The organism is Microbispora sitophila (assembly GCF_014892245.1).
Lineage (GTDB): Bacteria > Actinomycetota > Actinomycetes > Streptosporangiales > Streptosporangiaceae > Microbispora > Microbispora siamensis.
The window spans coordinates 14,301-38,132 of the sequence record NZ_JADBGC010000015.1; the positions used below are offsets into that span (position 1 = coordinate 14,301).

The 23,832-nt window shown below is 71.1% G+C and carries 24 protein-coding genes, 2 pseudogenes and 1 riboswitch; of the genes and pseudogenes, 12 read left to right on the forward strand and 14 right to left on the reverse strand.

The features are described from left to right. On the forward strand, positions 1 to 505 hold a 505-nt coding region (locus IL992_RS26320; protein WP_319018831.1), incomplete at its 5' end, for a hypothetical protein. Positions 506 to 1,042: 537 nt separating this feature from the next. Here the strand turns inward: IL992_RS26320 and IL992_RS26325 are convergent. Then, on the reverse strand, positions 1,043 to 1,942 hold the full coding sequence (locus IL992_RS26325; protein ID WP_193206063.1) for a helix-turn-helix domain-containing protein: 900 nt from the start codon (positions 1,940 to 1,942) through the stop codon (positions 1,043 to 1,045). 260 nt (positions 1,943 to 2,202) lie between these two features. On the opposite strand from IL992_RS26325, the gene IL992_RS47800 reads away from it, so the two are divergent. Both IL992_RS47800 and IL992_RS26330 read left to right on the forward strand, forming a co-directional pair. Next, positions 2,203 to 2,337 carry a hypothetical protein gene (locus IL992_RS47800; RefSeq protein WP_264295090.1) on the forward strand — a complete coding sequence of 45 codons (135 nt, stop codon included), beginning with the start codon at positions 2,203 to 2,205 and terminating at the stop codon, positions 2,335 to 2,337. A 13-nt stretch (positions 2,338 to 2,350) separates the two neighbouring features. Then, positions 2,351 to 3,112, forward strand: coding sequence for an SDR family oxidoreductase (locus tag IL992_RS26330; RefSeq protein WP_193206064.1), 762 nt, complete (start codon positions 2,351 to 2,353; stop codon positions 3,110 to 3,112). A 43-nt stretch (positions 3,113 to 3,155) separates the two neighbouring features. Here the strand turns inward: IL992_RS26330 and IL992_RS26335 are convergent, their stop codons facing one another. The 3 genes from IL992_RS26335 to IL992_RS26345 form a co-directional block, all read right to left on the reverse strand. After that, positions 3,156 to 3,986, reverse strand: a complete 831-nt coding sequence (locus IL992_RS26335; protein ID WP_193206065.1) for an MOSC domain-containing protein — start codon at positions 3,984 to 3,986, stop codon at positions 3,156 to 3,158. A 242-nt stretch (positions 3,987 to 4,228) separates the two neighbouring features. Then, positions 4,229 to 5,455 (reverse strand): PAS domain-containing sensor histidine kinase, encoded by a 1,227-nt coding sequence (locus IL992_RS26340; protein WP_193206066.1) that lies wholly within the window; start codon positions 5,453 to 5,455, stop codon positions 4,229 to 4,231. 193 nt (positions 5,456 to 5,648) lie between these two features. After that, positions 5,649 to 7,043 carry an MFS transporter gene (locus tag IL992_RS26345; protein ID WP_193206067.1) on the reverse strand — a complete coding sequence of 465 codons (1,395 nt, stop codon included), beginning with the start codon at positions 7,041 to 7,043 and terminating at the stop codon, positions 5,649 to 5,651. 122 nt (positions 7,044 to 7,165) lie between these two features. Between IL992_RS26345 and IL992_RS26350 the strand changes: the two genes are divergently transcribed. Further along, positions 7,166 to 8,089: a LysR family transcriptional regulator gene (locus IL992_RS26350; protein WP_193206068.1), complete on the forward strand. Its 924-nt coding sequence runs from the start codon at positions 7,166 to 7,168 to the stop codon at positions 8,087 to 8,089. On the opposite strand, the gene IL992_RS26355 is transcribed toward IL992_RS26350, so the two are convergent. Both IL992_RS26355 and IL992_RS26360 read right to left on the reverse strand, forming a co-directional pair. Then, positions 8,052 to 9,476 (reverse strand): DHA2 family efflux MFS transporter permease subunit, encoded by a 1,425-nt coding sequence (locus IL992_RS26355; RefSeq protein ID WP_193206069.1) that lies wholly within the window; start codon positions 9,474 to 9,476, stop codon positions 8,052 to 8,054. The two genes, IL992_RS26350 and IL992_RS26355, sit on opposite strands and share 38 nt — an antisense overlap. Continuing rightward, the gene (locus IL992_RS26360) at positions 9,473 to 10,054 is read right to left on the reverse strand and encodes an NADPH-dependent FMN reductase (protein WP_193206070.1); all 582 of its coding nucleotides are present in this window, start codon (positions 10,052 to 10,054) and stop codon (positions 9,473 to 9,475) included. The genes IL992_RS26355 and IL992_RS26360 overlap by 4 nt, the downstream gene beginning before the upstream one ends. A gap of 67 nt (positions 10,055 to 10,121) precedes the next feature. On the opposite strand from IL992_RS26360, the gene IL992_RS48530 reads away from it, so the two are divergent. From IL992_RS48530 to IL992_RS46530, 3 genes and pseudogenes are all read left to right on the forward strand, one after another. Beyond that, positions 10,122 to 10,769 (forward strand): TetR/AcrR family transcriptional regulator, encoded by a 648-nt coding sequence (locus IL992_RS48530; protein ID WP_193206071.1) that lies wholly within the window; start codon positions 10,122 to 10,124, stop codon positions 10,767 to 10,769. A 215-nt stretch (positions 10,770 to 10,984) separates the two neighbouring features. Further along, positions 10,985 to 11,176, forward strand: a pseudogene (locus tag IL992_RS49005) (NAD(P)H-binding protein); the annotation flags it as partial. Positions 11,177 to 11,414: 238 nt separating this feature from the next. After that, complete coding sequence (locus IL992_RS46530) at positions 11,415 to 11,513, forward strand: sigma factor-like helix-turn-helix DNA-binding protein (protein ID WP_226873826.1); 99 nt, start codon at positions 11,415 to 11,417, stop codon at positions 11,511 to 11,513. A gap of 125 nt (positions 11,514 to 11,638) precedes the next feature. Here the strand turns inward: IL992_RS46530 and IL992_RS26380 are convergent, their stop codons facing one another. Then, positions 11,639 to 11,875, reverse strand: coding sequence for a hypothetical protein (locus IL992_RS26380; RefSeq protein ID WP_193206284.1), 237 nt, complete (start codon positions 11,873 to 11,875; stop codon positions 11,639 to 11,641). A 163-nt stretch (positions 11,876 to 12,038) separates the two neighbouring features. On the opposite strand from IL992_RS26380, the gene IL992_RS26385 reads away from it, so the two are divergent. The 3 genes from IL992_RS26385 to IL992_RS26395 all read left to right on the forward strand — a co-directional run bounded on the left by IL992_RS26385 (position 12,039) and on the right by IL992_RS26395 (position 15,436). Beyond that, positions 12,039 to 12,488 carry a helix-turn-helix transcriptional regulator gene (locus tag IL992_RS26385; RefSeq protein ID WP_079313987.1) on the forward strand — a complete coding sequence of 150 codons (450 nt, stop codon included), beginning with the start codon at positions 12,039 to 12,041 and terminating at the stop codon, positions 12,486 to 12,488. A 5-nt stretch (positions 12,489 to 12,493) separates the two neighbouring features. Further along, entirely contained in the window at positions 12,494 to 12,904 is a 411-nt protein-coding gene (locus IL992_RS26390) for a VOC family protein (protein WP_193206072.1), read from the forward strand. Positions 12,905 to 13,051: 147 nt separating this feature from the next. After that, positions 13,052 to 15,436 carry an ATP-binding cassette domain-containing protein gene (locus tag IL992_RS26395; RefSeq protein WP_193206073.1) on the forward strand — a complete coding sequence of 795 codons (2,385 nt, stop codon included), beginning with the start codon at positions 13,052 to 13,054 and terminating at the stop codon, positions 15,434 to 15,436. A 223-nt stretch (positions 15,437 to 15,659) separates the two neighbouring features. On the opposite strand, the gene IL992_RS26400 is transcribed toward IL992_RS26395, so the two are convergent. After that, complete coding sequence (locus IL992_RS26400; RefSeq protein ID WP_193206074.1) at positions 15,660 to 16,103, reverse strand: winged helix-turn-helix transcriptional regulator; 444 nt, start codon at positions 16,101 to 16,103, stop codon at positions 15,660 to 15,662. Positions 16,104 to 16,234: 131 nt separating this feature from the next. Between IL992_RS26400 and IL992_RS26405 the strand changes: the two genes are divergently transcribed. Further along, positions 16,235 to 17,107 carry an aldo/keto reductase family oxidoreductase gene (locus IL992_RS26405; RefSeq protein ID WP_193206075.1) on the forward strand — a complete coding sequence of 291 codons (873 nt, stop codon included), beginning with the start codon at positions 16,235 to 16,237 and terminating at the stop codon, positions 17,105 to 17,107. A 76-nt stretch (positions 17,108 to 17,183) separates the two neighbouring features. On the opposite strand, the gene IL992_RS26410 is transcribed toward IL992_RS26405, so the two are convergent. After that, positions 17,184 to 18,227 (reverse strand): zinc-binding dehydrogenase, encoded by a 1,044-nt coding sequence (locus IL992_RS26410; RefSeq protein ID WP_193206076.1) that lies wholly within the window; start codon positions 18,225 to 18,227, stop codon positions 17,184 to 17,186. A 145-nt stretch (positions 18,228 to 18,372) separates the two neighbouring features. Next, positions 18,373 to 19,498: pseudogene (locus IL992_RS26415) on the reverse strand (MFS transporter). Between the two features lie 262 nt (positions 19,499 to 19,760). Between IL992_RS26415 and IL992_RS26420 the strand changes: the two are divergent. Next, positions 19,761 to 20,372, forward strand: coding sequence for a helix-turn-helix domain-containing protein (locus IL992_RS26420; RefSeq protein ID WP_193206077.1), 612 nt, complete (start codon positions 19,761 to 19,763; stop codon positions 20,370 to 20,372). A gap of 88 nt (positions 20,373 to 20,460) precedes the next feature. Here the strand turns inward: IL992_RS26420 and IL992_RS26425 are convergent, their stop codons facing one another. From IL992_RS26425 to IL992_RS26440, 4 genes are all read right to left on the reverse strand, one after another. Further along, positions 20,461 to 20,808 (reverse strand): ArsR/SmtB family transcription factor, encoded by a 348-nt coding sequence (locus IL992_RS26425; RefSeq protein ID WP_193206078.1) that lies wholly within the window; start codon positions 20,806 to 20,808, stop codon positions 20,461 to 20,463. A 115-nt stretch (positions 20,809 to 20,923) separates the two neighbouring features. After that, entirely contained in the window at positions 20,924 to 21,613 is a 690-nt protein-coding gene (locus tag IL992_RS26430; RefSeq protein WP_193206079.1) for a CHAP domain-containing protein, read from the reverse strand. 14 nt (positions 21,614 to 21,627) lie between these two features. Next, positions 21,628 to 21,761, reverse strand: a riboswitch (cyclic di-AMP (ydaO/yuaA leader). Between the two features lie 207 nt (positions 21,762 to 21,968). After that, on the reverse strand, positions 21,969 to 23,138 hold the full coding sequence (locus tag IL992_RS26435) for a sensor histidine kinase (protein WP_319018834.1): 1,170 nt from the start codon (positions 23,136 to 23,138) through the stop codon (positions 21,969 to 21,971). Further along, complete coding sequence (locus tag IL992_RS26440) at positions 23,135 to 23,788, reverse strand: response regulator transcription factor (RefSeq protein WP_193206080.1); 654 nt, start codon at positions 23,786 to 23,788, stop codon at positions 23,135 to 23,137. Before IL992_RS26440 ends, IL992_RS26435 begins: the two co-directional genes overlap by 4 nt. Positions 23,789 to 23,832: the final 44 nt, after the last annotated feature.

Consider the following 23,832-nt stretch of genomic DNA (forward strand, 5'->3'; position numbering starts at 1 on the left):
CCGCCCGGCCATGGCGGCGGCGCTGGCGGGGGGGCTCGATTTGACGGGCGTCGGGGCGGCGCGCGCCGCCGCGACGTCCGCCAACGCCACCACCAGCGCGGGCGGCACATTTGGCCCGTACGGCTATGGAGGGGTGCGGCTCGGGATGACTCTCAAGCAGGCCGAGGCGACCCGCAAGATCGTGAAAAAGCTCGACGAGGGTCAATGCTCGGGGTGGGATCTCAAGGCGCACCCGACCGGCCGCGACGGTGTGGGCCTCTACATCTCCAAGGACCTGGGAGTTGCCCTCATCGAAGCACCCAAGGGCGTCAAGACGCCCGAGGGCATCAAGGTCGGCTCCACCCTGAAGCAGGTCAAGAAGGCCTACCCCCGACTCGACACCACGGGCAACTACCCCGTCGCTGTCGTTCCCGGTAACCCGAAGGCCCTGTACTACTTCCTGTCATACCGAGGCAAGGTCTACGAGTTGGCTCTGGCCCTGAAGAACCAGGACTGCACCAACTAGGCCCGGCCAGTCTCGCAGAACCCCCTCGCCCGGGGAGTTCTGCGAACGGCGACCTGCGCGAGCAGGGCTGCCCGGCGCGCGCTCGCCGGTCTTGCAGAACCGACCATCAGGAGAACGCCGAGTTCGACACGTCCTTGCCGCACTGGCTGGGCGGGCGCCGACGGCGGCGTGGTCGAGCTTCTCGTCCTGTTCGGCCTGTAAGGGGTGCGTTCGCACGTACGCACCGACCCTCATCGGTCGTCCCAGGCCGGGGGCCGGCGGTGAACTCAGCGACTCTGCGTTCGCCTCAGTAGCGAGCCCTGCCGCGCAAAAGATGATGACCCTGTCCGCGTATGAGCCCGTGGCTTCTCCGCCCCGACGGCAACCCGCCCCGCTGGTCCGCGCACGGCGGCTCGCCGACAGCCCGAGCCATCAGGGGGACCTGACCGCCCAGCGCGAACGCCCAGAGCCCGAGGGCGTCTGGAGTGGCGAGGCACGTGACCGTCAAACGATCCGAGATGCCGATCGATCGTGGTCAAGCTCGACCTCAAGGAAAAGCTAATGCTCAGCGCTCAGGTCACCGTGGGTTTCGAGATGGCTGTTCAGTTCAGCCGTTTGTGATCCGACACCCGTCCGGGTGGGTGTCGCCTGGGCCATGGAGGCGAGGAGGCGTAGTTTCTCGTCGCTCTCGCTGCCCTGATCGGCGTAGTAGAGGACCAGGAGCAGGTCGTCCACGGGGAGCTTGTCTCGGTGCAGGCGCAGCTCACCGACGACGGGATGGTTCACGGTAGTGGTGCCGCCCTCGATGTTGCGGATGTCGTGGCGCGCCCAGAGGGTTCGGAAGCGCTCGCTCGACAGGGCGAGCTCGCCCACCAGTTCCACGAACCGCGGGTTGTCGATGTCGTCCGCGACCGACTTCCTGAAGGCGGCGATGAATCCTTCCGCGGAGCGCGTCCAGTGCTGCTGGAACGCCTGCTCCTCGGGATCGAGCAGCAGCGACCGCAGACGGTTGTACCCGGGCTGGAGGCGCGGAGAGAACGCGACCGCGAGCCGGTTGGACGCGAGCACGTCGAACGCGCGCCCCTCCACGAAGGCGGGAACCTGCACGCTCGCCAGGAGCTGGTGCAACCGTGCGGGGACACGTTCGGGCTTCCTACGCCGTTGAGGCCTGGGGCGCGCGGCGGCCAGGCCAAGAAGGTATTCCTGTTCGAGCTCGTCGAGGTGCAGGACCCGCGCGAGCGATTCGAGGACCTGTGATGAGGGATTCTTGTCGCGGCCGCGCTCCAGCCGCAGGTAGTAGTCGGCGCTGATGCCCGCGAGCATGGCGACCTCTTCACGGCGAAGACCCGGAACCCGGCGGTTCGTACCCGGCGCAAGCCCGACCTGCTCCGGGGTGACCAGGGCCCGCCGGGCACGGAGGTAGCCGCCGAGCAGGTTGGTGCGGTCGTCGTCGCTCATATTCGCCATCGTATTTCGGGCTCTATCGGCCAAGGGGGGCCCTGACAGGACCCCGGAATACGGGGGCACTGCCTCCAGCCGGACAACGGCTCAACACTGAAGGTGTCGCCGCGCAGGAGAGGAGCCGGAAGCGGCGATGGCGAAACCGCGCTGGTCGCAGACCGCACCGCCCTGTCGACGCGTTGGTTCGGATCCGAGCCGCTGCGATACGGCTACGCGCTGCGCCCGGGCGTACGCGGCCCCGGCCGGGAAGCAGCCGTGTGTCCCCGATCGCGGCGCGCGCCCAGGCGGGCGGCGACGGCCTGTTTCCCGTCCGCGTGACGCGGCCGACGGGAACCGTGACCCAGAAGTTCACCGACCGCGCCCACCGGCTTGCCGCCGAGGGCGCGTCCTGAGCAGGAGCAATCAATGGACATCACCAACCGCACCGTTTTCATCGCCGGCGCTACCTCGGGAATCGGTCTCGAGCTCGCTCGCCGCTTCGCCGCGGCCGGCAGTTCTGTCGTCGTCGGCGGCCGACGAGCCGACCTGCTCGACCAACTCGCAGCTGAGGGGTTCGACACCGTTCCCATCGACGTGACCGACCAGGACAGCGTCGACCGTGCCCGCGACACGATCCTCCGCAGCCACCCGGGCCTCGACACGATCGTGACGATGTCCGGGATCGGGATCCCTGAGGACCTGCGCGATCCCGCGCACTTCGGTGCCGCACAGCAAATGATCGACACCAACCTCCTTGGCACCATACGCGTCATCGACGCATTCACCCCGCACCTGGTCGGGCGCGGCGCCGGCACCATCATCACGGTCACCTCGGGTATCGGGTTCCTGCCGTTCCCGGTCATGCCGACCTACGCAGCCTCGAAGGCCGGCGTGCACGCCTACTCCGAGGCGTTGCGCGCGCAACTGGACGGCACGGGCGTCGAGGTGTCCGAGCTGGTCCCCCCGGCTGTCGCCACCACGCCGGAGCAGGCTCAGCGCAACCCCCGCGCGCTCGACCTGGCCGAGTTCGCCACCGAGGTGATGGACCTGCTCCAGAGCAACCCCACTCCGCACGAGATCCTCGTCAAGGGCGTGCTGATGCACCGGTGGGCCGAGCGCGACGGCACCTACGCCGATCTGGTCGCCCAGCGGTCGCAGGCGCTCGCGATGCTCCCGGGCCGTCAGTAGGCGCGACAGCCGCTCGGAGCGTCGAGACGCGCCATCTGCCGGGTCAGGGTTCGGTGGCGAGGACGGTCACTGGGTCGCCGACCTGGATCTCGCCGTAGTCGCGGGGGACGAACCGGACACCGAACCAGGTCTTCCCGTCCCAGCGGCGGTGGCGGGCCAGGGTGCGGAGGGGTTCCTTGCCCTTCTTCAAGGTGGTGGGGTCGTAGGTTGGCACGGCGCAGCGGTCGCAGAGTTCGGACATGCGGAAGCGGAGGGCGCCGATGCGGATCTCGCGCCAGGTGTCCTCGACGTAGGGGGGAAAGCCGTCCACGACGAGGTTGGGGCGGAAGCGGGCCATGTCGAGGGGTGCGGGGACCTCCTCCTGACGTTCGAGGGCCCCCTCGGTGATCCAGTCGTCGAGCCGGCGGAGGGAGGAACGGGAGGTGAGCAGGAAGGGGGCGTCCCCGGCCAGGCTGACGACGTCGCCGGGGAGGCCGCCGTGGGAGGCCGGGAGGGTGCAGCGGCGGGGGTCGTCGAGCCAGACGAGGCGGGCGGGTTTCCCCAACAAGCGGGTGAACCAGGCGTGGGCCTCCGGATGGGCGAGGACCGCCGTGTCCAGTTCAAGGAAGTAGACAGGAAAGTGCTCACCGGTGGCCGGGGGGACCTTCAGCTGCGGCAGGCCGGGGGCCTCAAGCAGGAGGCCGCCCTCGGCGGTGGGTGTGGCCACGACGGAGAGTAGCCGCGGATTCTCCCCGACCCAGTGCAGGTTGCCCGATTCGTCCACCACGGCCCACCGGCGATCCCCCGCCAGCCCCCAGGGCTCCACGACCGCCGAATCAACAACCCATCCAGAAACCGACTTAACCGGATATCTATGGATCTCGGCCAGCTCCATTCCGCCAGCCTACGTCCGAGGATCACTGCTCGAAAGCCGTGAGTTCCGGCCGTTTCGCCGGCACATTTCCCCGACGACGTGCCGCGCCGCCGCCCCAGCCACGGCTCGAAACGCTCCCGCAGCCACGCCGCGGCCTCCCGGCGCTTGACCCGCGCGACCACCCGCGTCCTCCCGGGCCGGCCGCACGGGTGGAGGTCGCCGAGTTCCTCCGGGAGGCGCTCGCCGGAGGACGGGACGCCTCCTCAGGGGCGTCTTCCAGCGGCGTCCTCTCCGCAGCATCGCTCGCCGGCGAGGGGAAGACGCAGGACGAGGCGGGCTCCGCCGTGGTGTTCGGCGGCGTACAGCCGGCCGCCGTGCTCCTGGGCGATCTCCCGCGCGATGGACAGGCCGAGCCCGGACCCGCCGGGATCCTGTACGCGGGCCTCATCCCGGCGGTAGCGGCGCTCGAAGACGCGTTCGCGGTCCTCCGGCGGGATGCCGGGGCCGTCGTCGAGGACCTCCAGGACGGCGTCGGGAGGGTCGGCGGTGACCACGACCTCGATCTTGGTGTGGGTGTGCCGCTCGGCGTTGGCGATCAGGTTGCCCAGCAGGCGGGCCAGGCGGATCGCCGAGGCGCGTACGTACACCTGAGGATCGAGGCGGGTGAGGACGGCGGCGCACGGGGTGCGGCGGTCCAGTTCCTCGCTGACGAACTCGGCGAGGTCGATCAGGCGCTCGTCCTCGTGCGCCTCGCTGCCCAGGCGGGCGAGGTCGAGCAGGTCGGCCACGATGTCGTTGAGCCGTTCGGCGTCGCGCAACAGCTTCCGCAAAATCCTCTGCAGGTCGATGCCGGGTTCGGACAGCGCGACCTCCAGCTCGGTGAGCAGGCCGGTGATGGGGTTGCGCAGGTCGTGGGAGGCATCGCAGACCAGCCGCCGCTGCCGTTCGATGGCCTCGCGCAGGGCGGAGGTCGTCTCGCGCTGCTCCCGGTGCGCCCGCCTGAGCTGGTCGTTGAGGGTCTGCAGTTGCAGGGCCAGGGAGTCCTGCTCGCCGCCCACACCGGAGCGCCGCAGCGCACGGACGAATTCGGTGACCTCCTCGCTGCTGAGGACGATCCACTGGACCTCACCGTGCGGGCCGAGCACGGGCGTGTTGACCGTGCTCCAGTACCGCTCCTCGAACACGCCGGGCCGGCCCGCCGCCTCGATGTCGTACCTCTGCAGGGGCATGAAGTCCCGGCGGCGGGTGGTCACCACCTGCTCCAGGGAGTTCCGCAGCATCCGCGCACCCTGCTGCTCGGCTTCCTGCGGCGCCGCCGGGTTGGGCGGGAAGACGTCGAACAGGTTGCGGCCCAACATGTCCTGCGGGCTGCGCCCCGCCAATTCGAGACAGGCGTCGTTGACGGCGAGCACGACGAAATCGGCGGTCAGCAGCATCGACGGGGCCTGGCCGGCCCTGAACACCGCCTCATAGTCGATCTCGGACCTCATGACCACGGTGCCCTTCCCACACCCCGTCTTCCAGCCCCCGCAGTCGGCATGACTCCCGGCCGCCCGTTCCGCGGCCGGCTGTGTGTCCCATTCCCGCGAGGCCGCTGGTCAACGGGCTACGGCCCCGAAACGGCGAAGGAAAAGGAGATGAACGCGTCCACGGCCATCACGACGGCCGTCTATCGGCGGCGCCTCATCCGGCCGGGCGCCGCGCCGTCCGGGCGACGGCGACGGCCGCCGCGGCGCAGACCACGGCAGGCACGATCAGCGCGTACGCCGCGCCACGGTGTCCCTGATCGGGAACGCCGACGGTCACGAACGCGCCCGTCACGGCGACGCCGATCGTGGCGCCGCACTGCCGGGCCGCGTTGAGCAGCCCACCGGCCGCGCCGGCGGCCCCCTCGGGAGCCGCGGTCACGACCAGGGTGGCCAGGGCGGGCAGCGCGAACGACACGCCGAAGCCGGTGGCCACCAGCCCGGCCAGCAGGAACGGGTAGGAGGCGCTCGCCCAGACGGCCGCGCCGAACGCGACGCCGCCGGCCGCGAGCAGGCCGAGCCCCGCCAGCACCGGCGGCCTCGGCCCGGACCTGGCGACGATCCTGCCGGTCAGCAGCGGGTTGACGGCGAAGGGCAGTGTCATGGGCAGGAGCGCCGCCCCGATCTGCCCCGGCGTCAGGCCCAGCGCCTGCTGGAAGAGCAGCGGCAGCACGAACAGCACCCCGCTCATCGCGAAGTTGACCGCCGCGCCAGCCAGCAGCGCGCCGGGGACGCCGGGTGTCCGCAGCACGGCGGGCGCCAGCACCGGGGCGTGGCCGCGCCGCTCCCGTACGGCGAAGGCGCACACCGCCACGGCCGTGGCGCCCGCGGACCAGGCGGCGTGGACGAAGGAGTGGGCGCCGAGCGCGATCAGCGTGTCGGTCAGCAGCGCCACCGCCGCGCAGGCCAGGATCTGGGCGGCCCAGTCGATACGCCGGTCGCCGCGCGGGCAGCGTACGGCCGCTCCGGCCGTGAGCGCGAGGGTGACGGCGGCGAGTGGGACGTTGATCAGGAAGATCGCTCGCCAGCCTGCCAGGTCGGTCAGCGCTCCGCCGGCCACCGGACCGGCCACGAGCGCGGCGCCGCTGGTCGCCGCCCAGACGGCCACCGCCTTGGCCCGCTCGGCGGGCACCGGGTACAACCGGGCGATCATGGCCATCGACGCGGGGACGCAGCCCGCCGCCGCCAGGCCGAGCAGCGCCCGCAGCCCGACGAGCGCCCACAGCGACGGCGCGAGCGCGCTCAGCAGGCTGCCCAGGCCGAAGGCGGCGACGGCCACCCGGAACACGCGGTGCGCGCCGTACCGGTCGGCCGCCGACCCGGCCGTCAGCAGCGCGGCGCCGAACACGAGGGTGTAGCCGGTCACGGTCCACTGCAGCCCGGCGACGCCCGCGCCCCCGAAGGACCGGGCGAGCTCGGGCTCGGCGACCGACAGCACGGTGGTGTCGAGCAGCACCATGAAATAGCCGAGCGCGATCCCGGCCAGCGCGCGGGCCCGGGCGGGTGCGGGCCGTACGGGTGGCGCGGCCGGGGCAGAGACGGGGGACGTCATCAAGGGATCTCCAGAAGGTAGACAACCTGGGCCCACTGTGGAGTCCGCCGCCGTACGGCTCCACCGGCCCGGCCGCAGGGAGCGTTCGGAATAACCGAACGCTCGGGGCCCGTTCGGTCGGCATGGAACTGCGGCAGTTGCGCACCTTCGAGGCGGTTGTGACACATCGGACGGTCACCGACGCCGCCGTCGCCCTGGACCTCGCACCGTCGTCGGTATCGGAGCAGATCAGGACGCTGGAACGGGACCTCGGAGTCGCGCTGTTCGAGCGGGGTCCCCGGGGAATGCGCCTGACCGCCGCCGGCGAGCGCCTGCGCGGCTGGGCACGCCGCCTGCTGGACCAGGCCGACCAGGCCCGGCGCGACGTCGTGGAGACCCGCCCGGTGCTGCGGCTCGGCGCCCTCGAGACGATCGCGGCCATGTACGTGCCCGCCGTCCTGGCCCGGCTGGCCGAGCGCCGTCCCGACCTCGTGGTGGAGGTGCGGTCGGCCGGGGCCCGCGACCGTCTCCTTGACGCGGTCGCCGCCGCGGACCTCGACGCGGCGCTGCTGCTCGACACCGGGCAGGACCTGGGCGGGCTCGGTTTCGGCGCGCCGGACGCACCGCTGGCCTTCCTCGACCTCGATCCCGTGCCGCTCGTGCTGGTCGCCGCGCCGGATCATCCGCTGGCCGCCGCGGCCCGGCTGCGGGAGGAGGACCTGTACGGCCAGCGGTTGCTGGTCAACGTGCCGGCCTGCTCGTTCTGGCTGGCGGGGGAGCGACTGCTGGGCGACCGGGTGGAGCGGGTGCGGGCGGGCGGCGTGCCGGTCATGCGGGCGTGGGCCGAGCGCGGCCTCGGGATCACGCTGCTACCGTGGTTCGCGGTCGCCGATCAGGTCGCCGCCGGTGCGCTCGCCCGGCTCGCGTTGGACGTCCCCGGCCTGAGCCTGCGCCTGGTGTGGCGGGCCGACCGTGAGACCCTCCCGGGCATGCGCGAGATCCTCTACGCGAGCGCCGCCTCCGAGGCGGTCAGCCTCCCCGCCGATCACGGCGCTGCGCGGCGGTGAGCCAGGCCGCCCCGGCGAGGCCGAGCGCGGAGGCGGCGGTGAGCCACCAGAAGGCGGTGTGGAAAGCGCCCTCCACGCCGTGGGGCAGTCGGCCGGCGAGGACCACGGCGAACACGGTCCCGCCGAGCGCGCCCCCGAGCCGTTGCAGGATGTTGACCTGCGTGGTGGCGTCCGGGAGTTGCTCGGGGGCGACCGCCTGATAGGCCGCGATACCCGCGGGCGTCACGGCGACCGCGAGGGCCATGCCACGCAATAGCAGCAGGCCTTCCACCGCGATCACGTTCATGTCCGTGTCGAGCAGTGCGAACGGCACGGTGGTGGCCACGGCGGCGAGCCCGCCGTACAGGCTGACGACGCCGCCGCCGAAGCGGTCCACGAGCCGGCCGCTGACCGGCAGCAGCAGAGCGGTGCCGAGGCCGAGCGGGATCAGCGCCAGCCCTGTCCCGGTCACGCCGGCGTCCCGGCCGACCTGGAAGTACAGCGGGAACAGCAGCGCGGCGCCGAACATCGCGGCCCCGGTGAGCGCGGCGGTCGCCGTGGCGGCGGCGTACGCCGGGTTGGCGAACAGCCGCAGGTCGAGCACCGGGTGGGCGGTGCGGCGGGCGTGCCAGGCGAACGCGGCGAGCGCGACGGCGCCGGCGGCGACCGGGCCGAGCGCGCCGCCGAGTCCACCTGAGGAGACGCCGCGCTCGCCCCAGGCGCTCAGGCCGTAGATCAGGAGCGGGACGCCGGTGGCGACGAGCACCAGCCCCGGCCAGTCGAGGCTCCCCGGGTGTACGGGCGGCCGCTCGCGCGGCACGTGACGCAGGCCGAGATACAGGCCGAGTGCGCCGAGGGGGAGGTTGACCAGGAACAGCCACGGCCAGGAGCCGACGTGCAGGACGAGGCCGCCGAGGGCGGGGCCGAGCGCGGGCGCGAGCGTGACCGCGATGCCGAGGGTCGCCATCACGCGGCCGAGGCGGTGTGCGCCGACCGCCTGGCCGAGCACGGTCTGCCCGGCGGGCAGGAGCAGGCCGGCGGTGAGCCCTTGTGCGACGCGGAAGGCCACCAGCCAGCCGATGTCGCCTGACAGGGCGCACAGTCCTGAGGTGAGCGTGAAACCGGCCAGTGAGGCGAGCCAGACCCGCCCGGCGCCGTACCGTCGCCCGAGCCAGCCGCACGCGGGCAGCGACAGCCCCAGGGCGATCAGGTACGCGTTCGCCGCCCATTGGGCGTCGGCGAGACCGGCACGCAGATCCGTCGCGATGGTGTCGAGGCCGACGTTGACGACCGAGGTGTCGAGCTGGCTCATGAACGCGCCGAACGCGATCACCAGGGCGAGCCGCCAGACGGGCCGGGGGATGGGTTCGCCGGTGGCCCTCACGCGGGCGCCGACGGGGCTGGTCATCGCGCCACCGCCGGACGACGCAGGGCCCGCAGCGCACCGCCCCAGGCGGTGAGCTGGTCGAGCAGGACGTCCAGCTCCCGGTCGCGCCCGGGTGTCGGGGTGAAGTCCTCACCGTCGAAGTCCGCCGACAGTGACAGCGCCACCTGCGCCCGGACGTCGGCGATCTGCAGCTCGCCCATGACCACGCGCAGGTGCTCGACCGCGCGGGCGCCGCCCGCGTCGATGCCGTAGCTGACGAAACCGGCGGCCTTGTTGTGCCACTCCCGGTACAGGTAGTCGATCGCGTTCTTCAACGGGCCGGGGATCGACCTGTTGTACTCGGGGGTCACGAAGACGTACGCGTCGAAGGGCTCGATCGCGTCCGCCCACGCCTTGGTGTGCGGCCTGTCGTAACGTCCGTAGGCAGCGGGCCAGGGCTCGTCCAGCACCGGCAGGTTGTAGTCGGCGATGTCGACGACCTCGGCCGCGAGGCCTTCGCGGCGCGCGGCGCGTCCCTGCACCCAGCGGGCGACGGCCTCGCCCCGGCGGCCCGGCCGGATGCTTCCCACGATGACGGCGAGAGTGAGTTCGGGCTGCATGGCGCTTCCTCCAGATGTAAAGTAAACCGTGTACGGCAAAAATTAGCGTAACTCGAACGGAGGGCACGTGGACGGGTCAGATCGGCCGGGCGGACCGAGGCGTGGAAGGCCGGCCAAGAACGAGGCCATCACGCGGGCCGCCCGCGCCGTCTTCGGCCGCGACGGGTACGCCCGCACCAGCACCGACGCCATCGCCCGCGAGGCGGGTGTCTCCACCCGCACGCTCTACAAGCATTTCGGCAGCAAAGAGCGGCTGTTCTCGGTGGTGCTCGCCGAAAGCGCGACCCGGGTCGCCGACGCCTTCGCCGAATACGTCGAACGCGGGCTGCGCGAGGCGAGCGGGCTGGAGGAGCGGCTCATCGCCGTCGGGCGCGCGCTGGTGGCCCATCGGGTCGACTTCCCCGAGCACTTCGCGCTCGTCGAAATGATCAACGTGGAGGGTCCGCACTTCCCCCGCCAACTGCTGGAGGAGTGGCGGGAGGCCGGACCGCTGCGTGTACGGGGCGAGGTCGCCCGCCGTCTGGGGGAGCTGGCCGCCGAGGGCCTGCTCAGGATCGCCGACGCGCGGCGCACGGCGCTGCACTTCATCGCTCTGGCGACGTTCGAGGCATCCAACCTGTCCGCCGAGGGACCGCTCACCGGCGAGCAGATCACGGACATGGTGACCGCAGGCGTACGGGCCTTCCTGGACGGTTACCGCAGGGGAGAGGACTGAACGGCGGACGACTCCGCGTCGGCCGCGGCCGCACCGGAAGGCGGACCTTCGCCGGTGAAGGCGTCGGGCCGGGTGCTGGTGCGGGTCGCCCAGGCCGCCCGGCTGTGCGCCTGTTGATCTCCGTGTGAAGTGCGTCACCTCCGTTCATGGGCTGCGACGGCATTTCGTCTCCAGGGGGTGAGCGCACTCTGGGGAGCGCGACGAACGGAGACGGCATGAGAATCTTCATCGCCGGAGCGTCCGGCGCGATCGGCGGCCATCTTGTCACCCAGCTCGTGGCGCGCGGGCATGAGGTCGTCGGCACGACCCGCTCAGCGGCCAAGACCGACGCGCTGCGCGCGCTGGGCGCCGAGCCGGTCGTCGTCGACGCGCTCGATCCCGACGCGGTGGCCGACGCTGTGGCCGACGCTGTGGCCAAGGCCGCGCCCGAGGTGATCGTCCACCAGCTCAGCGCCCTGAGCGGACCGTCGAGCATGCGCGACGTCAAGCGGATGGCGGCCGCCACCAACCGGCTGCGCACCGAGGGCCTCGGCGCGGGCACGGCGCGAGCGGTACGTCGGCGAGTGGCTCCCCGAACCACTGGCCAAGGATCCCTCACCCGGCGAGCACGCCGAGACCGCCGACGCGCTGTCACTGGCCGTCCTGATGCTGCTGGAGAACCTGTCGCCGCGACAGCGGGCCGCGTTCCTACTGCGCGAGGTGTTCCAGTACGCCTACCCGGAGGTCGGCCCGGCTGGCCGTTGACCTCGGTGCGGTGGAAGCGCACGCCACCGGCACGGGCCAGCATTGGCGCCGTCGCCGCCAGGACGCGCGCCACGTGCTGCCGTCCGTTGACCGGTTGCCCCAGCGCCGGCACCTTGCCGCCGCCGTCACCGTGCACGCCACGTCCTGCGCCAGCAGTTCTTCGCCGACCCGGCAGAAGTGCTGGAGTTTGTGGGGTTGACGATGGAGTGGATCGTCTGGACCTGATCATCGGCGATGTCCAGCGCCATCACCCCCACCAGCGGGTCGCGGGTATCGAACACCAGGGCCGGCGTGGCCGGAGGTTCTGCGGTCGTCGTCGGATCGGCGGCTTTGGCGCACCAGTGCGCCGAGGTTCGGCACATGACCAGTCGTCACCCTGCTATGCCGCAGCGCGAGCACCACGGCATTCCAGCGGCTGACCGCTTTCGGCGTCTGGCTCAGGTGCCCGGACGCGCCGCAGGTCAGACAACGAGTGCGGGTCGCCGGCACGCTGGAACTGTCGGTGGCGCGACGTACGATTCTCGCGTGAGCAGCAGACCCGCCTCGGCCCAGCATCTGCGCGACCTCGCGCTGCTGCGCCGGGTCCGTGACCGGATCGACCGGGAGTACGCGCAGCCGCTGGACGTCGAGGCGCTCGCCCGCGGCGTGAACATGTCCGCGGGGCACCTCAGCCGCCAGTTCCGGCTCGCCTACGGTGAGTCGCCGTACAGCTATCTCATGACGCGGCGGATCGAACGCGCGATGGCGCTGCTGCGCCGTGGCGACCTCAGTGTGACCGAGGTCTGCTTCGCGGTCGGCTGCTCGTCGCTGGGCACCTTCAGCACACGCTTCACCGAGTTGGTCGGTGTGCCGCCCAGCACCTACCGGCGCCAGGCGGCGGGTGCTACGGCCGGGATGCCGCCGTGTGTGGCGAAGCAGGTGACCAGGCCGGTCAGGAATCGAGAAGTGCCAGTCACCGAACCGCAGCTAGCGTGACTGCCATGGACGTCACCATTCACTCGGCCTTCCTCCCGCACGACGACCCGGACGCGGCCCTGGCCTTCTACCGCGACGTCCTCGGTTTCGAGGTCCGGGGCGACGCCGGTTACGGAGGCATGCGCTGGATCACGGTCGGCCCCGTCAACCAGCCCGGCACGTCCATCGTCCTGTACCCGCCTGGCGGCAACCCCGGGATCACCGAAGACGAGCGTCGGACCATCGCCGAGATGATGGCCAAGGGCACCTACGCCATGATCACCCTGGCCGCCGAGGACCTCGACGGATTCTTCGACCGGCTGCAGGCCGGCGGCGCCGAGGTCGTGCAGGAGCCGATCGAGCAGCCGTACGGGGTGCGCGACTGCGCCTTCCGCGATCCCGCCGGCAACCTGATCCGCGTCAACGAGCTGCGCTGAGCCGGCACGCCCCGACCGCTGACCCGCGTCCGCCCGCGCCGGCGAGAGAACCAGACGTACTGGTCGAAGCTGGTTAGATCGAGCCTGGCGACGCCGACGGGAACCGCGAAGGCGGCCCCACCCGATCAAATGGAGAACACGATAAGCATGGCCACGAGGACGGACGCGCAGTCCCCTGCGCTGCACGTTGCCGACACCCACGACCTGATTCGCGTGTACGGCGCGCGCGAGAACAACCTCAAGGACGTCAGCATCGAGATCCCGAAGCGCCGGCTCACGGTGTTCACCGGCGTCTCCGGCTCGGGCAAGAGCTCGCTGGTGTTCAGCACGATCGCCGCCGAATCGCAGCGGCTGATCAACGAGACCTACTCCGCGTTCGTGCAGGGCTTCATGCCGACGCTGTCCCGTCCCGAGGTCGACGTGCTCGACGGGCTGACGACCGCGATCGTCGTCGACCAGGAGCGGATGGGCCCCAACCCCCGCTCCACGGTCGGCACCGTCACCGACGCCAACGCGATGCTGCGCATCCTGTTCAGCCGGCTCGGGCGGCCGCACATCGGCTCGCCCCAGGCGTTCTCCTTCAACGTCGCCTCGATCAGCGGGGCGGGCGCGGTCAAACTCGAGCGCGGTGGCAAGACCGTGAAGGAGCGGCGCGAGTTCAGCATCACCGGCGGCATGTGCCCGCGCTGTGAGGGTATGGGCCGGACCTCCGACATCGACCTGTCCCAGCTGTACGACGACTCCAAGTCGCTCAACGAGGGCGCGCTCACGATCCCCGGCTACAGCGTCGACGGCTGGTACGGCCGCATCTTCAGCGGCTCCGGTTTCTTCGACCCGAACAAGCCGATCCGCGAGTTCACCAAGAAGGAACTCCACGACCTGCTCCACAAGGAGCCGACCAAGATCAAGGTCGACAACATCAACCTCACCTACGAGGGTCTGATCCCGCGGATCCAGAAGTCGATGCTGTCCAAGGACAAGGAGGCGTTGCAGCCGCACGTCCGGGCGTTCGTGGAGCGGGCGGTGAAGTTCATGACCTGCCCCGAGTGCGGCGGCACCCGGCTCAGCGAGGCCGCCCGGTCGTCCAAGATCAAGGGGATCAGCATCGCCGACGCCTGCGCGATGCAGATCAGCGACCTGGCCGACTGGATCCGCGGCCTCGACGAGCCGTCGGTCGCGCCGCTGCTCACCACGTTGCAGCAGCTCCTCGACTCGTTCGTGGAGATCGGGCTGGGCTACCTGTCACTCGATCGGGCGTCGGGCACGCTGTCGGGCGGCGAGGCGCAGCGCGTCAAGATGATCCGCCACCTCGGCTCCTCGCTCACCGACGTCACCTACGTCTTCGACGAGCCCACGACGGGCCTGCACCCTCATGACATCCAGCGGATGAACGATCTGCTGCTCCGGCTGCGGGACAAGGGCAACACGGTGCTGGTCGTGGAGCACAAGCCGGAGATGATCGCGATCGCCGACCACGTCGTCGACCTCGGTCCCGGCGCCGGTACGGCGGGCGGTACGGTCTGCTTCGAGGGCAGCGTCGAGGGGCTGCGGACCAGCGGCACCATCACCGGCCGCCATTTCGACGACCGGGCCGCTCTCAAGGAGACGGTGCGCAAGCCCACCGGCACGCTGGAGATCCGTGGCGCGACGTCGAACAACCTGCGAAACGTCGACGTCGACATCCCGCTCGGGGTGCTCGTCGTCGTCACCGGAGTCGCCGGGTCGGGCAAGAGCTCGCTCATCCACGGGTCGATCCCCGCCGGCGCGGGCGTGGTGTCGGTCGACCAGGGCGGCATCCGCGGCTCGCGGCGCAGCAACCCGGCGACCTACACCGGACTGCTCGACCCGATCCGTAAGGCGTTCGCGAAGGCCAACGGCGTGAAGCCGGCGTTGTTCAGCGCCAACTCCGAGGGCGCCTGCCCCACCTGCAACGGCGCCGGCGTCATCTACACCGACCTGGCGATGATGGCCGGAGTCTCCACCACCTGCGAGGAGTGCGAGGGGAAGCGGTTCCAGGCGGCGGTGCTGGAGCACCGGCTCGGCGGGCGCGACATCAGCGAGGTGCTCGCGATGCCGGTGACCGAAGCCCAGGAGTTCTTCGGCTCGGGCGAGGCGCGCACGCCCGCCGCGCGCGCCATCCTCGACCGGCTCGCCGACGTCGGGCTGGGCTACCTCACCCTCGGCCAGCCGCTCACCACGCTGTCCGGGGGGGAGCGGCAGCGGCTCAAGCTGGCCACTCATATGGCCGACAAGGGCGGCGTCTACGTCCTCGACGAGCCGACCGCCGGACTCCACCTCGCCGACGTCGAGCAGCTGCTCGGCCTGCTGGACCGGCTGGTCGACTCCGGCAAGTCGGTCATCGTGATCGAGCACCATCAGGCGGTCATGGCGCACGCCGACTGGATCATCGACCTCGGCCCCGGCGCCGGTCACGACGGCGGCCGGATCGTCTTCGAGGGCATTCCCGCCGACCTCGTCGCCGACCGCTCCACCCTCACCGGTGAGCACCTCGCGGCCTACGTCGGAGCCTGACCCAGGCTGTCGGGGGACACCGTGAAACGGCCGGCCATTTGAAGGAAAGCCGCCCCGGTGCCGGGGCGGAGGCCGGCCGTGGCGGGCGGAGCAGGTGCTGGGTCGTGCTCGGCGGCCCCAGACACTTCGGTAGGACCGGCGTCTTGCGCCAGCCTGCCCGGTCCACCGTCCGCGGCCGGACGCCGGAGGGAGAGAGGCTGATGTGACGTCTCCGCTCCTTGCTTCAGGCGGTACGGCTGTCATACGTCGCGCGGTTGGCGAGCACATCGTCCATGTGCATCTCGGCCCAGGTCTTGAGGCCGCGCATCATCTGGTGCAGTGAGAGACCGAGCTCGGTCAGCTCGTAGGAGACCGTTACGGGCACGGTCGGCGTCGCGGTGCGGGTGATCAGACCGTCACGCTCCAGGGAGCGCAGCGTCTGAGTGAGCATCTTCTGACTGACTCCGGCCAGCAGACGGGACAGCTCCGAGTAGCGCATCGACCGGGGCTCACCGGCGCAGTCGGCGCCTGGCTGGTTCGAGCCGTCGCCGCCCAGCGCGGCCAGGATCAACGTGACCCATTTGTCGGAGATCCGGTCGAGCAGCTTGCGGCTGGGACACGCCGCCAGGAAAGCGTCATATTCCGCCTTGGCCTGTGCCCTCTTCTGGGCCGCCGTCATCGTTGCCATCGACCGCTCCTCCAACCCGTGGGTGCCTTACGCACTCCGAAGTGCCTACTTCCCGTCAGGAAGTTACCTGTCAATACTGCAGCAAGGAGCCGTGAGGCACCACCACTCAGCTCAACACGAAAGACAGAGGCATGAGCACGCTCTCCACGTCGCTTCCCGGCGGCACCTGGACCCTGGGCGACCTGACCGTAACGCGGTTCGGCTACGGCGCCATGCAGCTCGCCGGCCCCGGGGTCATGGGCCCGCCCGCCGACCACGACGGCGCACTCGCAGTCCTCCGCGAGGCCATCGAGCTCGGAATCACGCACATCGACACCGCCAGCGCCTACGGGCCGCGCGTCACCAATCAGCTGATCCACGAAGCGCTGCACCCATACCCAGAATCGCTGCACATCGTGACCAAGGTCGGCGCGACCCGCGACGAGCACGGCGGCTGGCCCCCGGCCCGACAGCCCGAAGACCTGCGCCGCGCCGTCCACGAGAACCTTGAAACCCTCGGCCTCGAGGTGCTCGACCTGGTCAACCTCCGGCTCGGCAACGCCCAGGGACCCCAGCCCGGCTCGCTCGCCGAGCCCCTCGAGACGCTCGTCGAACTCCAGCAGCAGGGTCTGATCCGCCACCTCGGAGTCAGCAACGCGACGGCGGAACAGGTCGCCGAGGCACGCGCGATCGCGCCGATCGTGTGCGTGCAGAACATGTACAACCTCGCCTACCGCCAAGACGACGAGCTGATCGACGAGCTCGCCGAAGAGGGCATCGCCTACGTGCCCTTCTTCCCGCTCGGCGGCTTCAGCCCGCTGCAGTCCTCGGCGCTGTCGGCCGTAGCCGCCCGGTTGGACGCGACGCCGATGTCTGTCGCCCTGGCCTGGTTGCTGCAGCGGTCGCCGAATATCCTGCTGATTCCTGGCACGTCGTCGGTGGCGCATCTGCGCGAGAACCTCGCCGGCGCCCGGCTCTCGCTCTCCGACGAGGAACTCGCCGAGTTGGACAAGATCGGCCGCTAGCGGGGTAGCCGCGGGTCCACTGCTCGTGGCAGGCGTGCCCGACGCCCCGCGGCGCCCACCCTGCCGTGCCTGGTAATCAGGGTTTGATGAGGACCTTGAGGCTCTTGCGGTCGGCCATGTCCTGGTAGCCGGCCGGGACGCCGTCCAGGTCGGTGGTGGCGTCGAAGACCTTTCCCGGTTCGATGGTGCCGTTCAGGATGTCGGGCATCAGTTCGTCGATGTAGGCGCGGACCGGCGCGGGTCCTCCGGCGAGTCGGATGTTGTGGCGGAACAGGCCGCCCATGCCGATCGGCGCGTCTTCGTACTGCGGAACGCCGACGCGGCTGATGACGCCGCCCGGGCGGACGACGCCGAGAGCCTGCCGGTAGGCGGGCATGGTGCCGACGGCCTCCAGGACCACGTGCGTGCCGTGCCCGCCGGTGAGCTCGCGGACCGCCTCGATGCCTTCCTCTCCGCGGGCGGAGACGACGTCGGTGGCGCCGAACTCGCGGCCGAGGCCGGTGCGCACCTGGTGGCGTCCCATCAGGATGATCTGTTCGGCGCCCAGGCGCTTGGCCGACAGCACCGCCAGCAGGCCCACAGCGCCGTCACCGATGACGGTGACGCGGGTGCGCGGGGTGACACCGCCGGCCACGGCGGCGTGGTAGCCGGTGCCGAACACGTCCGAGAGTGTCAGCAGGGACGGCATGAGGGCCGAGTCCGCTTCTACGGGGAGCTTGACGAGGGTGCCGTCGGCGAGCGGGACACGGACCGCTTCGGCCTGCCCGCCCTCGTCGGGCAGGCCGTCGAAGAAGGTGGCCTGCGGGTGAGTGCAGGAGGTGTGCAGGCCCTCGCGGCAGAAGTCGCAGGTGTTGTCGGAGATGGCGAACGGCGCGACGACCAGGTCACCCCGCTTGAGGGTGGTCACCTCGGAGCCGGTGTCCTCGACGATGCCGATCAACTCGTGCCCCATCCGGGCAGGGCCGTCTTCTGACTTCATCGAGCCGTAGGGCCACAGGTCGCTGCCGCAGATACAGGACGCGGTGACGCGAACCAGCGCATCGGTGGGCAGCTTGATGACCGAGTCAGGCACCTCCTCGACCCGGACGTCACCGGCGCCGTACATCAAGGTTGCACGCATCAAAATGCTCCATTCACAGATGGTTGTGTTTCAGGTGGTGGCGGCAGGACAGCAGCCCCGGGCCGTGACCGCGAGCTGGTTTCAGCGTTGTGGCTCCTTGCCGCCTTCCCCCAGCTGACCTGGCCATACACCCGGTGGCGGGGACCTAGTGCGCGGGTGGCGCAGAGCGGCGGCGCTGGATGACGGCGATGATGATCGTGGGGATCAGGGTCAGCGCGGCGATGGCGGTTCCCACCCCGGCAGGACCGATGGCGCCGAGTGTGGAGCCGAGGGCGCGCCCGGCGATCCAGGACCCGGCCGCGGTGCCGAAATTGAACGCTGAGACGCTCAAGGCGGAGGCCAGGGTGGGCGCCTGACCGGCGAAGCGGACCGACAGGGAGATCAGCACGGGGTTGGCGCCGAGCCCGAAGAACCCCAGCAGCGCGACCAGAACGACGGCGGCCCAGGCATGGCCTGACAGCAGGCAGATCGCCAGCAGCAGGATTGTGGCGCCCGCGGCCGCCGCGATCGTCGTGGTGTGCGGACGGACATCCCCGAGCCGGCCCCCGACCAGCGAGCCCGCCAGGGCTCCGGTGCCGAAGCCGACGAGCACCAGCGGCACGAGCCCGGCCGCGATGCCCGCCCGGCCGGTCAGCAGCGGCGCGATGTAGGAGTAGGCGGACAGCACCCCGCCGGTCGTGGTCGCGCAGGCGGCCAGCACCAGCCACAGGCGCCCCGAGCGCAGGGCCGCCGCCTCCGACCGCACCGACACCGCCCGGTGATCACCGTCGTCGTGCGGGACGGTGCGGGCGATCAGGACGGCGGCCGCCACCGCCAGGACCGCCAGCGCCCAGAACGGGCCCCGCCAGCCCATCAGTTGCCCGGCGAACGCGCCGATCGGCACCCCGACGACGTTGGCGAGCATGCCTCCGGCACCCACCAAACCCAGGGCTCGGGAGCTTGCCCCAGGGCCCGCGGCGCGGCCGGCGGCCACGTTGGCCACCGCCCAGAACGCGCCGGTCGCCAGCGCCGTCACAAACCGTGCCGCCAGCAGCAGTGCGAAAACTGGAGCCGACGGCGACGACGAGGTGCCCGGCCGCGAACACGCCCAAGGCGAGCATCAGCGTCAACCGCCTGGACAGCCGCAGCGTCAGCATCGCCATCGACGGCGCACCGATGATCATCCCGACCGCGAACACCGTGATCAGCAGTCCCGCCTGGGGCACGCTCACTCGCAGGTCGCCCGCGATCTCCGGCAGCAGGCCCGCGACCACGAACTCGGTCGTGAGCATCAAGAAGGTGCCCACCGCCAGCGCATAGACCACCAGCGGGAGCCGCGCGGGCACTCGCCCGCGCTCGCGGAACGGGCCGGCGGCCCGCTCGGCGACTTCTCCACACGTACTCCTATCCGTCTCCGTATCGGGGGTCGCGTTCAACGTGCTGATCCAGGAAACCCGCGTGGCCGCGCGCGAGGCAGAGCGCGTTTATAGGGGGGACAAGCTCAACCCCCTTACCCCTGCCACCTGCGGAAACCCTGCGGCTACCGTGGAGGGCATGGATCACCGACCCGACAACCGCGACCAGATCCGGGATTTCCTCGCCACCCGGCGCGCGAAGCTCACACCGGAGCAGGTCGGGCTGCCCACCAGCGGCCGGCGCCGGGTCCCCGGGCTGCGCCGCGAAGAAGTCGCGGTTCTGGCCGGAGTGAGCACCGAGTGGTACACCCGGCTGGAGAAGGGTCACATCAGCGGCGTGTCCGAAGACGTGCTCGACGCGGTCGCCCACCGGTTCTTCGTCGACTGGGACGCCGCCGCCGTCGCCACCGCCGCGCTGCTACGCGCCGAAGCCGGACGCGAGCCCCGTGACCGGGCCCTACGTGATCTCGTCGGAGAACTGTCCACGCTCAGCTCCGAGTTCCGCAGCCAGTGGGCCGCCCACGACGTCCGGATCCGCCACGACGGCACCAAGCGGCTATGGCACCCACAGGTCGGCGATCTGGAGCTGACCTACCAGTCCCTCGATCTGCCCGTGTCCAACCGAACGGTGTACGACCTCACCATCTACACCGCCGAGCCGGGCACCGCCGCCGAGGACCGGCTCAAACTCCTCGCCAGCCTGGCAGCCACCCAGCCCCAGGCAACACACCCCACCAGCCAGCCGCGCTGAGCGTTCTCGCCGGCGGCCTGCTGGCGAGCCGGCCGGGATCATCCGCCACGCCGCCTGACGGGAGCCGTCGCATCCGGCACCCGCCGATTCACGGACGGGCGTCGTCCCGCAGGCGGCGCTCCCGCCTGCCGCGGGCGAGTTCGGTGCCCAGGGCGTCCAGGCGCTGGTTCCAGAAGCTGCGGAAGTGGTCGAGCCAGGTGTCGACCTCGCGCAGCGGCGCGGGATCGACGGCGTACAGGCGCCGGGTGCCCTCGGCCCGGACCGTCGTGAATCCGCTCTCCCGCAGCACGCGCAGGTGCTGGGACACCCCGGGCTGGGAGATCCCGAACTCCTCCTGAACGATCGCGCCGATCTCTCCGGCGGAGCGCTCGCCCTCGGCGAGCAGTTCCAGGATCCGGCGGCGCACCGGGTCGCCGAGGACGTCGAACGCGTGCATGCCGCCAGGCTCGCAGCTCACGCTCTTGTAGGTCAATTTGCGGCAGCCGGGCGACTTTCGGCGGGTACGGCGAAGCGCGCCGGGATCACCGGCGCGCTTCTGGGGCCGTCGTCCCTCAGGAGGAGGCGGTGGTGGACGCGGAGGTGTCCGCGGGGTACATCGGGTAGCCGTACCCGGCCACCTGCCAGGTGGGACGGGTGCGGGCCTCGACGGCGCCGCCGTCGCCGGTGTTGCCCTCGATGGTCCGGATCGTGCCGTCGCCGTTGTCCTTGACGACGAAACCGACGTGCTGGACGTCGTCGATGTCCTTGCTGCCGTTCCAGTTGAAGAACACCACCGCGCCCGGCTTGGGCGTGCGGCCCCAGCGGCCGTGGTCGGCGAACCACTGGGCGTGCTTCACGGTGTAGGCGTCGGAGCCCATGACCGGCCCGATGCCGAGCTGCTGGCCCACCCAGGAGACGAACATGTCGCACCAGGGGGCGTTCAGGTAGCCGTCGATCGTGCCGCCGTCGCGGGCGAGGGTCTCGCGGGCACGGGGCGTGGACATGTACCAATGCTGGAACTTGGTTCCGCCGCCGTTGGCGTTCTCGCTGATCCCGATCTGGCTCCTGGCCAGGTTCAGCACGTCGGCCGCGCTGACCTTGGGCAGCGTGGAGGCGATCTCGGCCATGGACTTCGCGGCCGCCGGGCCCTTGCCGGTGGTGGGGTTGTCTGCTGCGTGCGCGGCCGGCGACGCGATCAGCACGGCAGAGGCGAGGGCCCCGCCCGCGAGGGCAGCGCGAACACAGGTGTTGAGGACGTGCATGGTGGGGCGTACTCCCTTACTTCCATGCCGCCTACCGGGTTAGCTGACGGGTTCGGGCTGGAAGTCGCCCTACGGCAGGTATGCCGATTCACCCCAGGAGAGGTGGGTCCCCGGCTCCGCGCGGACGCGGACTCGGCGGCCGGGCGGCAGGCCGGGATGGCCGGCCGCGTCGGTCTGAGGAGGGCTTCTTGACCATTGAGATGAGCAAGTGCGCCCTGAGCTGCCTAAAACGTAATAGACCAGGTCAAACCGGTCAAGTTAGAACAACCCAGATTTTACTGGCCAGTAGGCAGCAAACCCGGCATAGCGGGTATCCGAGCCGCACTTCGATCATCGGCGGCAGGAGAACCCCGGCTCACCTCGGCAGGCGTACGGTCACCACCAGGCCGCCCTCCGGCCGGGCGAGCGCCTCCACCCCGCCGCCGTGCGCCACGGCGATGGCCCGGACGATGGACAGGCCGAGCCCCGCCCCCCGGGCGGAGCGGACGCGGTCGCCGCCGAGCCGCCGGAACGGCTCGAACAGGTCGTCCACCTCGTACGGCGGGACCAGGGGCCCGGTGTTCTCCACCGTCACGCTCACCCCGGCCTCGTCCTCCCGCACCCGGACCCAGACCTCTCCGTCGCGCACGTTGTACTTGATCGCGTTCTCCAGCAGGTTGACCAGGCAGCGTTCGAGGAACAGCGGGTCGCCGTGCGCGACCGCCGGGCACAGGTCCTCGTGGACGACCACCTTCCTGCGGCGCGGCTGCAGGTCGATCTGCTCCATCGCCATACGGACGACCTGCCGCACGTCGACCGGCTTGCGGGCGGTCAGCTCCTGCTCCGACTGCGCCAGCATGAGCAGGCCCTCGATCAGCCGTTCATACCTCGCGTTGGTGCCGAGCAGCGCGCGGGCCAGCGCCTTGAGGTCCTCCGACGCCGCGGGCTCCTCCAGCGACACCTCCAGGACCGTACGGTTGACCGCCAGCGGGGTGCGCAGCTCGTGGGAGGCGTTGGCGATGAACCGGCGCTGGGCGTCGAACACCCGGTGCAGCCGGTCGAGCATCGCGTCGAAGGTGTCGGCGAGGCGCTTGACCTCGTCCTGCGGGCCGCGCAGCGCGATCCGCTCGTGCAGCGTGCTCTCCGACAGCCGCTGCGCGGTCTCGGTCACCCGGTCCAGCGGGCGCAGCGCGCGGTCGGCCACGAGGTAGCCCAGCACCACCGCGACGGCCCCGACGAGGACCATGACCACCACCGACGAGCGGAGCACGTCGCTCAGCACGTCGGCCGCCCCCTGCTCGACGTTGGTGCGCACCCGCTGCGCGAGCATGTCGCTGTCGGGCAGCCTGCCCCCGAATACGGCATCGGGGGCACCGGTCACCTTCGACGCCACCGCCACCACGAACCGCTGGTTGAGCGCCCGCGCGGTCAGCAGGTGGGTGAACCACAGCAGCACCGATCCCGCCAGGAAGAACAGCCCGCCGTACAGCAGGGTGAGCCGCATCCGCAGGCCGAGCCGGCTCCACAAGGACAGGACGCGGGTCACAGCCGATACCCCCGGCCCGGCACGTTCTCGATCACCGCCGGCTCGCCGAGCTTGCGGCGCAGCGAGGTGATCGTGACGCGCAGCACGCCCGTGCCGGTGTCGGCGTGCTCGTCCCACACGCTCGCCCGCAGCCGGGCCGAGGTCACCAGCCCTCCGCCGGCGCGCATGAGCTCGTGCAGCACGTCGAACTCCTTACGGCCCAGCGCCACCTCCCGCCCGTCCCGCATCACCGTACGGCGGGCCGGGTCGAGCCGGATCCCGGCCCGCTCGATCACCGGAGGCACCGCCCGGGGCGAGCGCCGGGCCAGCGCCCGGATCCGGGCCACCAGCTCGGCGAACGCGAACGGCTTGACCAGGTAGTCGTCGGCGCCCAGGGACAGGCCCCCGACCCGGTCCCGCACCCGCCCGGCCGCCGTCAGCATGAGGATGCGGCTGGCCCCACTGGCCGTGACCAGTTCCCGGCACACCTCGTCGCCGTGCACCTCGGGCAGGTCGCGGTCGAGCACCACCACGTCGTAGTCGACGTAGGCAGCCAGCTCGAGCGCCTCCTGACCGTCGTAGGCCACGTCCACCGCGATGGCGTGCAGCCGCAGCCCCCGGGCGACGGCCTCGGCCAGCTGTTCCTCGTCCTCGACCACGAGCACCCGCATCCCGACCTCCCGCTCGCCTCCGAGAGTGGCGCAGGCGGTGTTAG

Coding starts and splice junctions, on each gene's coding strand:
- IL992_RS26325 (WP_193206063.1), bottom strand. CDS start 1,942: ATGAGCGACGACGACCGCACCAACCTGCTCGGCGGCTACCTCCGTGCC.
- IL992_RS26330 (WP_193206064.1), top strand. CDS start 2,351: ATGGACATCACCAACCGCACCGTTTTCATCGCCGGCGCTACCTCGGGA.
- IL992_RS26335 (WP_193206065.1), bottom strand. CDS start 3,986: ATGGAGCTGGCCGAGATCCATAGATATCCGGTTAAGTCGGTTTCTGGA.
- IL992_RS26340 (WP_193206066.1), bottom strand. CDS start 5,455: ATGAGGTCCGAGATCGACTATGAGGCGGTGTTCAGGGCCGGCCAGGCC.
- IL992_RS26345 (WP_193206067.1), bottom strand. CDS start 7,043: ATGACGTCCCCCGTCTCTGCCCCGGCCGCGCCACCCGTACGGCCCGCA.
- IL992_RS26350 (WP_193206068.1), top strand. CDS start 7,166: ATGGAACTGCGGCAGTTGCGCACCTTCGAGGCGGTTGTGACACATCGG.
- IL992_RS26355 (WP_193206069.1), bottom strand. CDS start 9,476: ATGACCAGCCCCGTCGGCGCCCGCGTGAGGGCCACCGGCGAACCCATC.
- IL992_RS26360 (WP_193206070.1), bottom strand. CDS start 10,054: ATGCAGCCCGAACTCACTCTCGCCGTCATCGTGGGAAGCATCCGGCCG.
- IL992_RS46530 (WP_226873826.1), top strand. CDS start 11,415: ATGCTGCTGGAGAACCTGTCGCCGCGACAGCGGGCCGCGTTCCTACTG.
- IL992_RS26380 (WP_193206284.1), bottom strand. CDS start 11,875: ATGTGCCGAACCTCGGCGCACTGGTGCGCCAAAGCCGCCGATCCGACG.
- IL992_RS26390 (WP_193206072.1), top strand. CDS start 12,494: ATGGACGTCACCATTCACTCGGCCTTCCTCCCGCACGACGACCCGGAC.
- IL992_RS26395 (WP_193206073.1), top strand. CDS start 13,052: ATGGCCACGAGGACGGACGCGCAGTCCCCTGCGCTGCACGTTGCCGAC.
- IL992_RS26400 (WP_193206074.1), bottom strand. CDS start 16,103: ATGGCAACGATGACGGCGGCCCAGAAGAGGGCACAGGCCAAGGCGGAA.
- IL992_RS26405 (WP_193206075.1), top strand. CDS start 16,235: ATGAGCACGCTCTCCACGTCGCTTCCCGGCGGCACCTGGACCCTGGGC.
- IL992_RS26410 (WP_193206076.1), bottom strand. CDS start 18,227: ATGCGTGCAACCTTGATGTACGGCGCCGGTGACGTCCGGGTCGAGGAG.
- IL992_RS26420 (WP_193206077.1), top strand. CDS start 19,761: ATGGATCACCGACCCGACAACCGCGACCAGATCCGGGATTTCCTCGCC.
- IL992_RS26425 (WP_193206078.1), bottom strand. CDS start 20,808: ATGCACGCGTTCGACGTCCTCGGCGACCCGGTGCGCCGCCGGATCCTG.
- IL992_RS26430 (WP_193206079.1), bottom strand. CDS start 21,613: ATGCACGTCCTCAACACCTGTGTTCGCGCTGCCCTCGCGGGCGGGGCC.
- IL992_RS26440 (WP_193206080.1), bottom strand. CDS start 23,788: ATGCGGGTGCTCGTGGTCGAGGACGAGGAACAGCTGGCCGAGGCCGTC.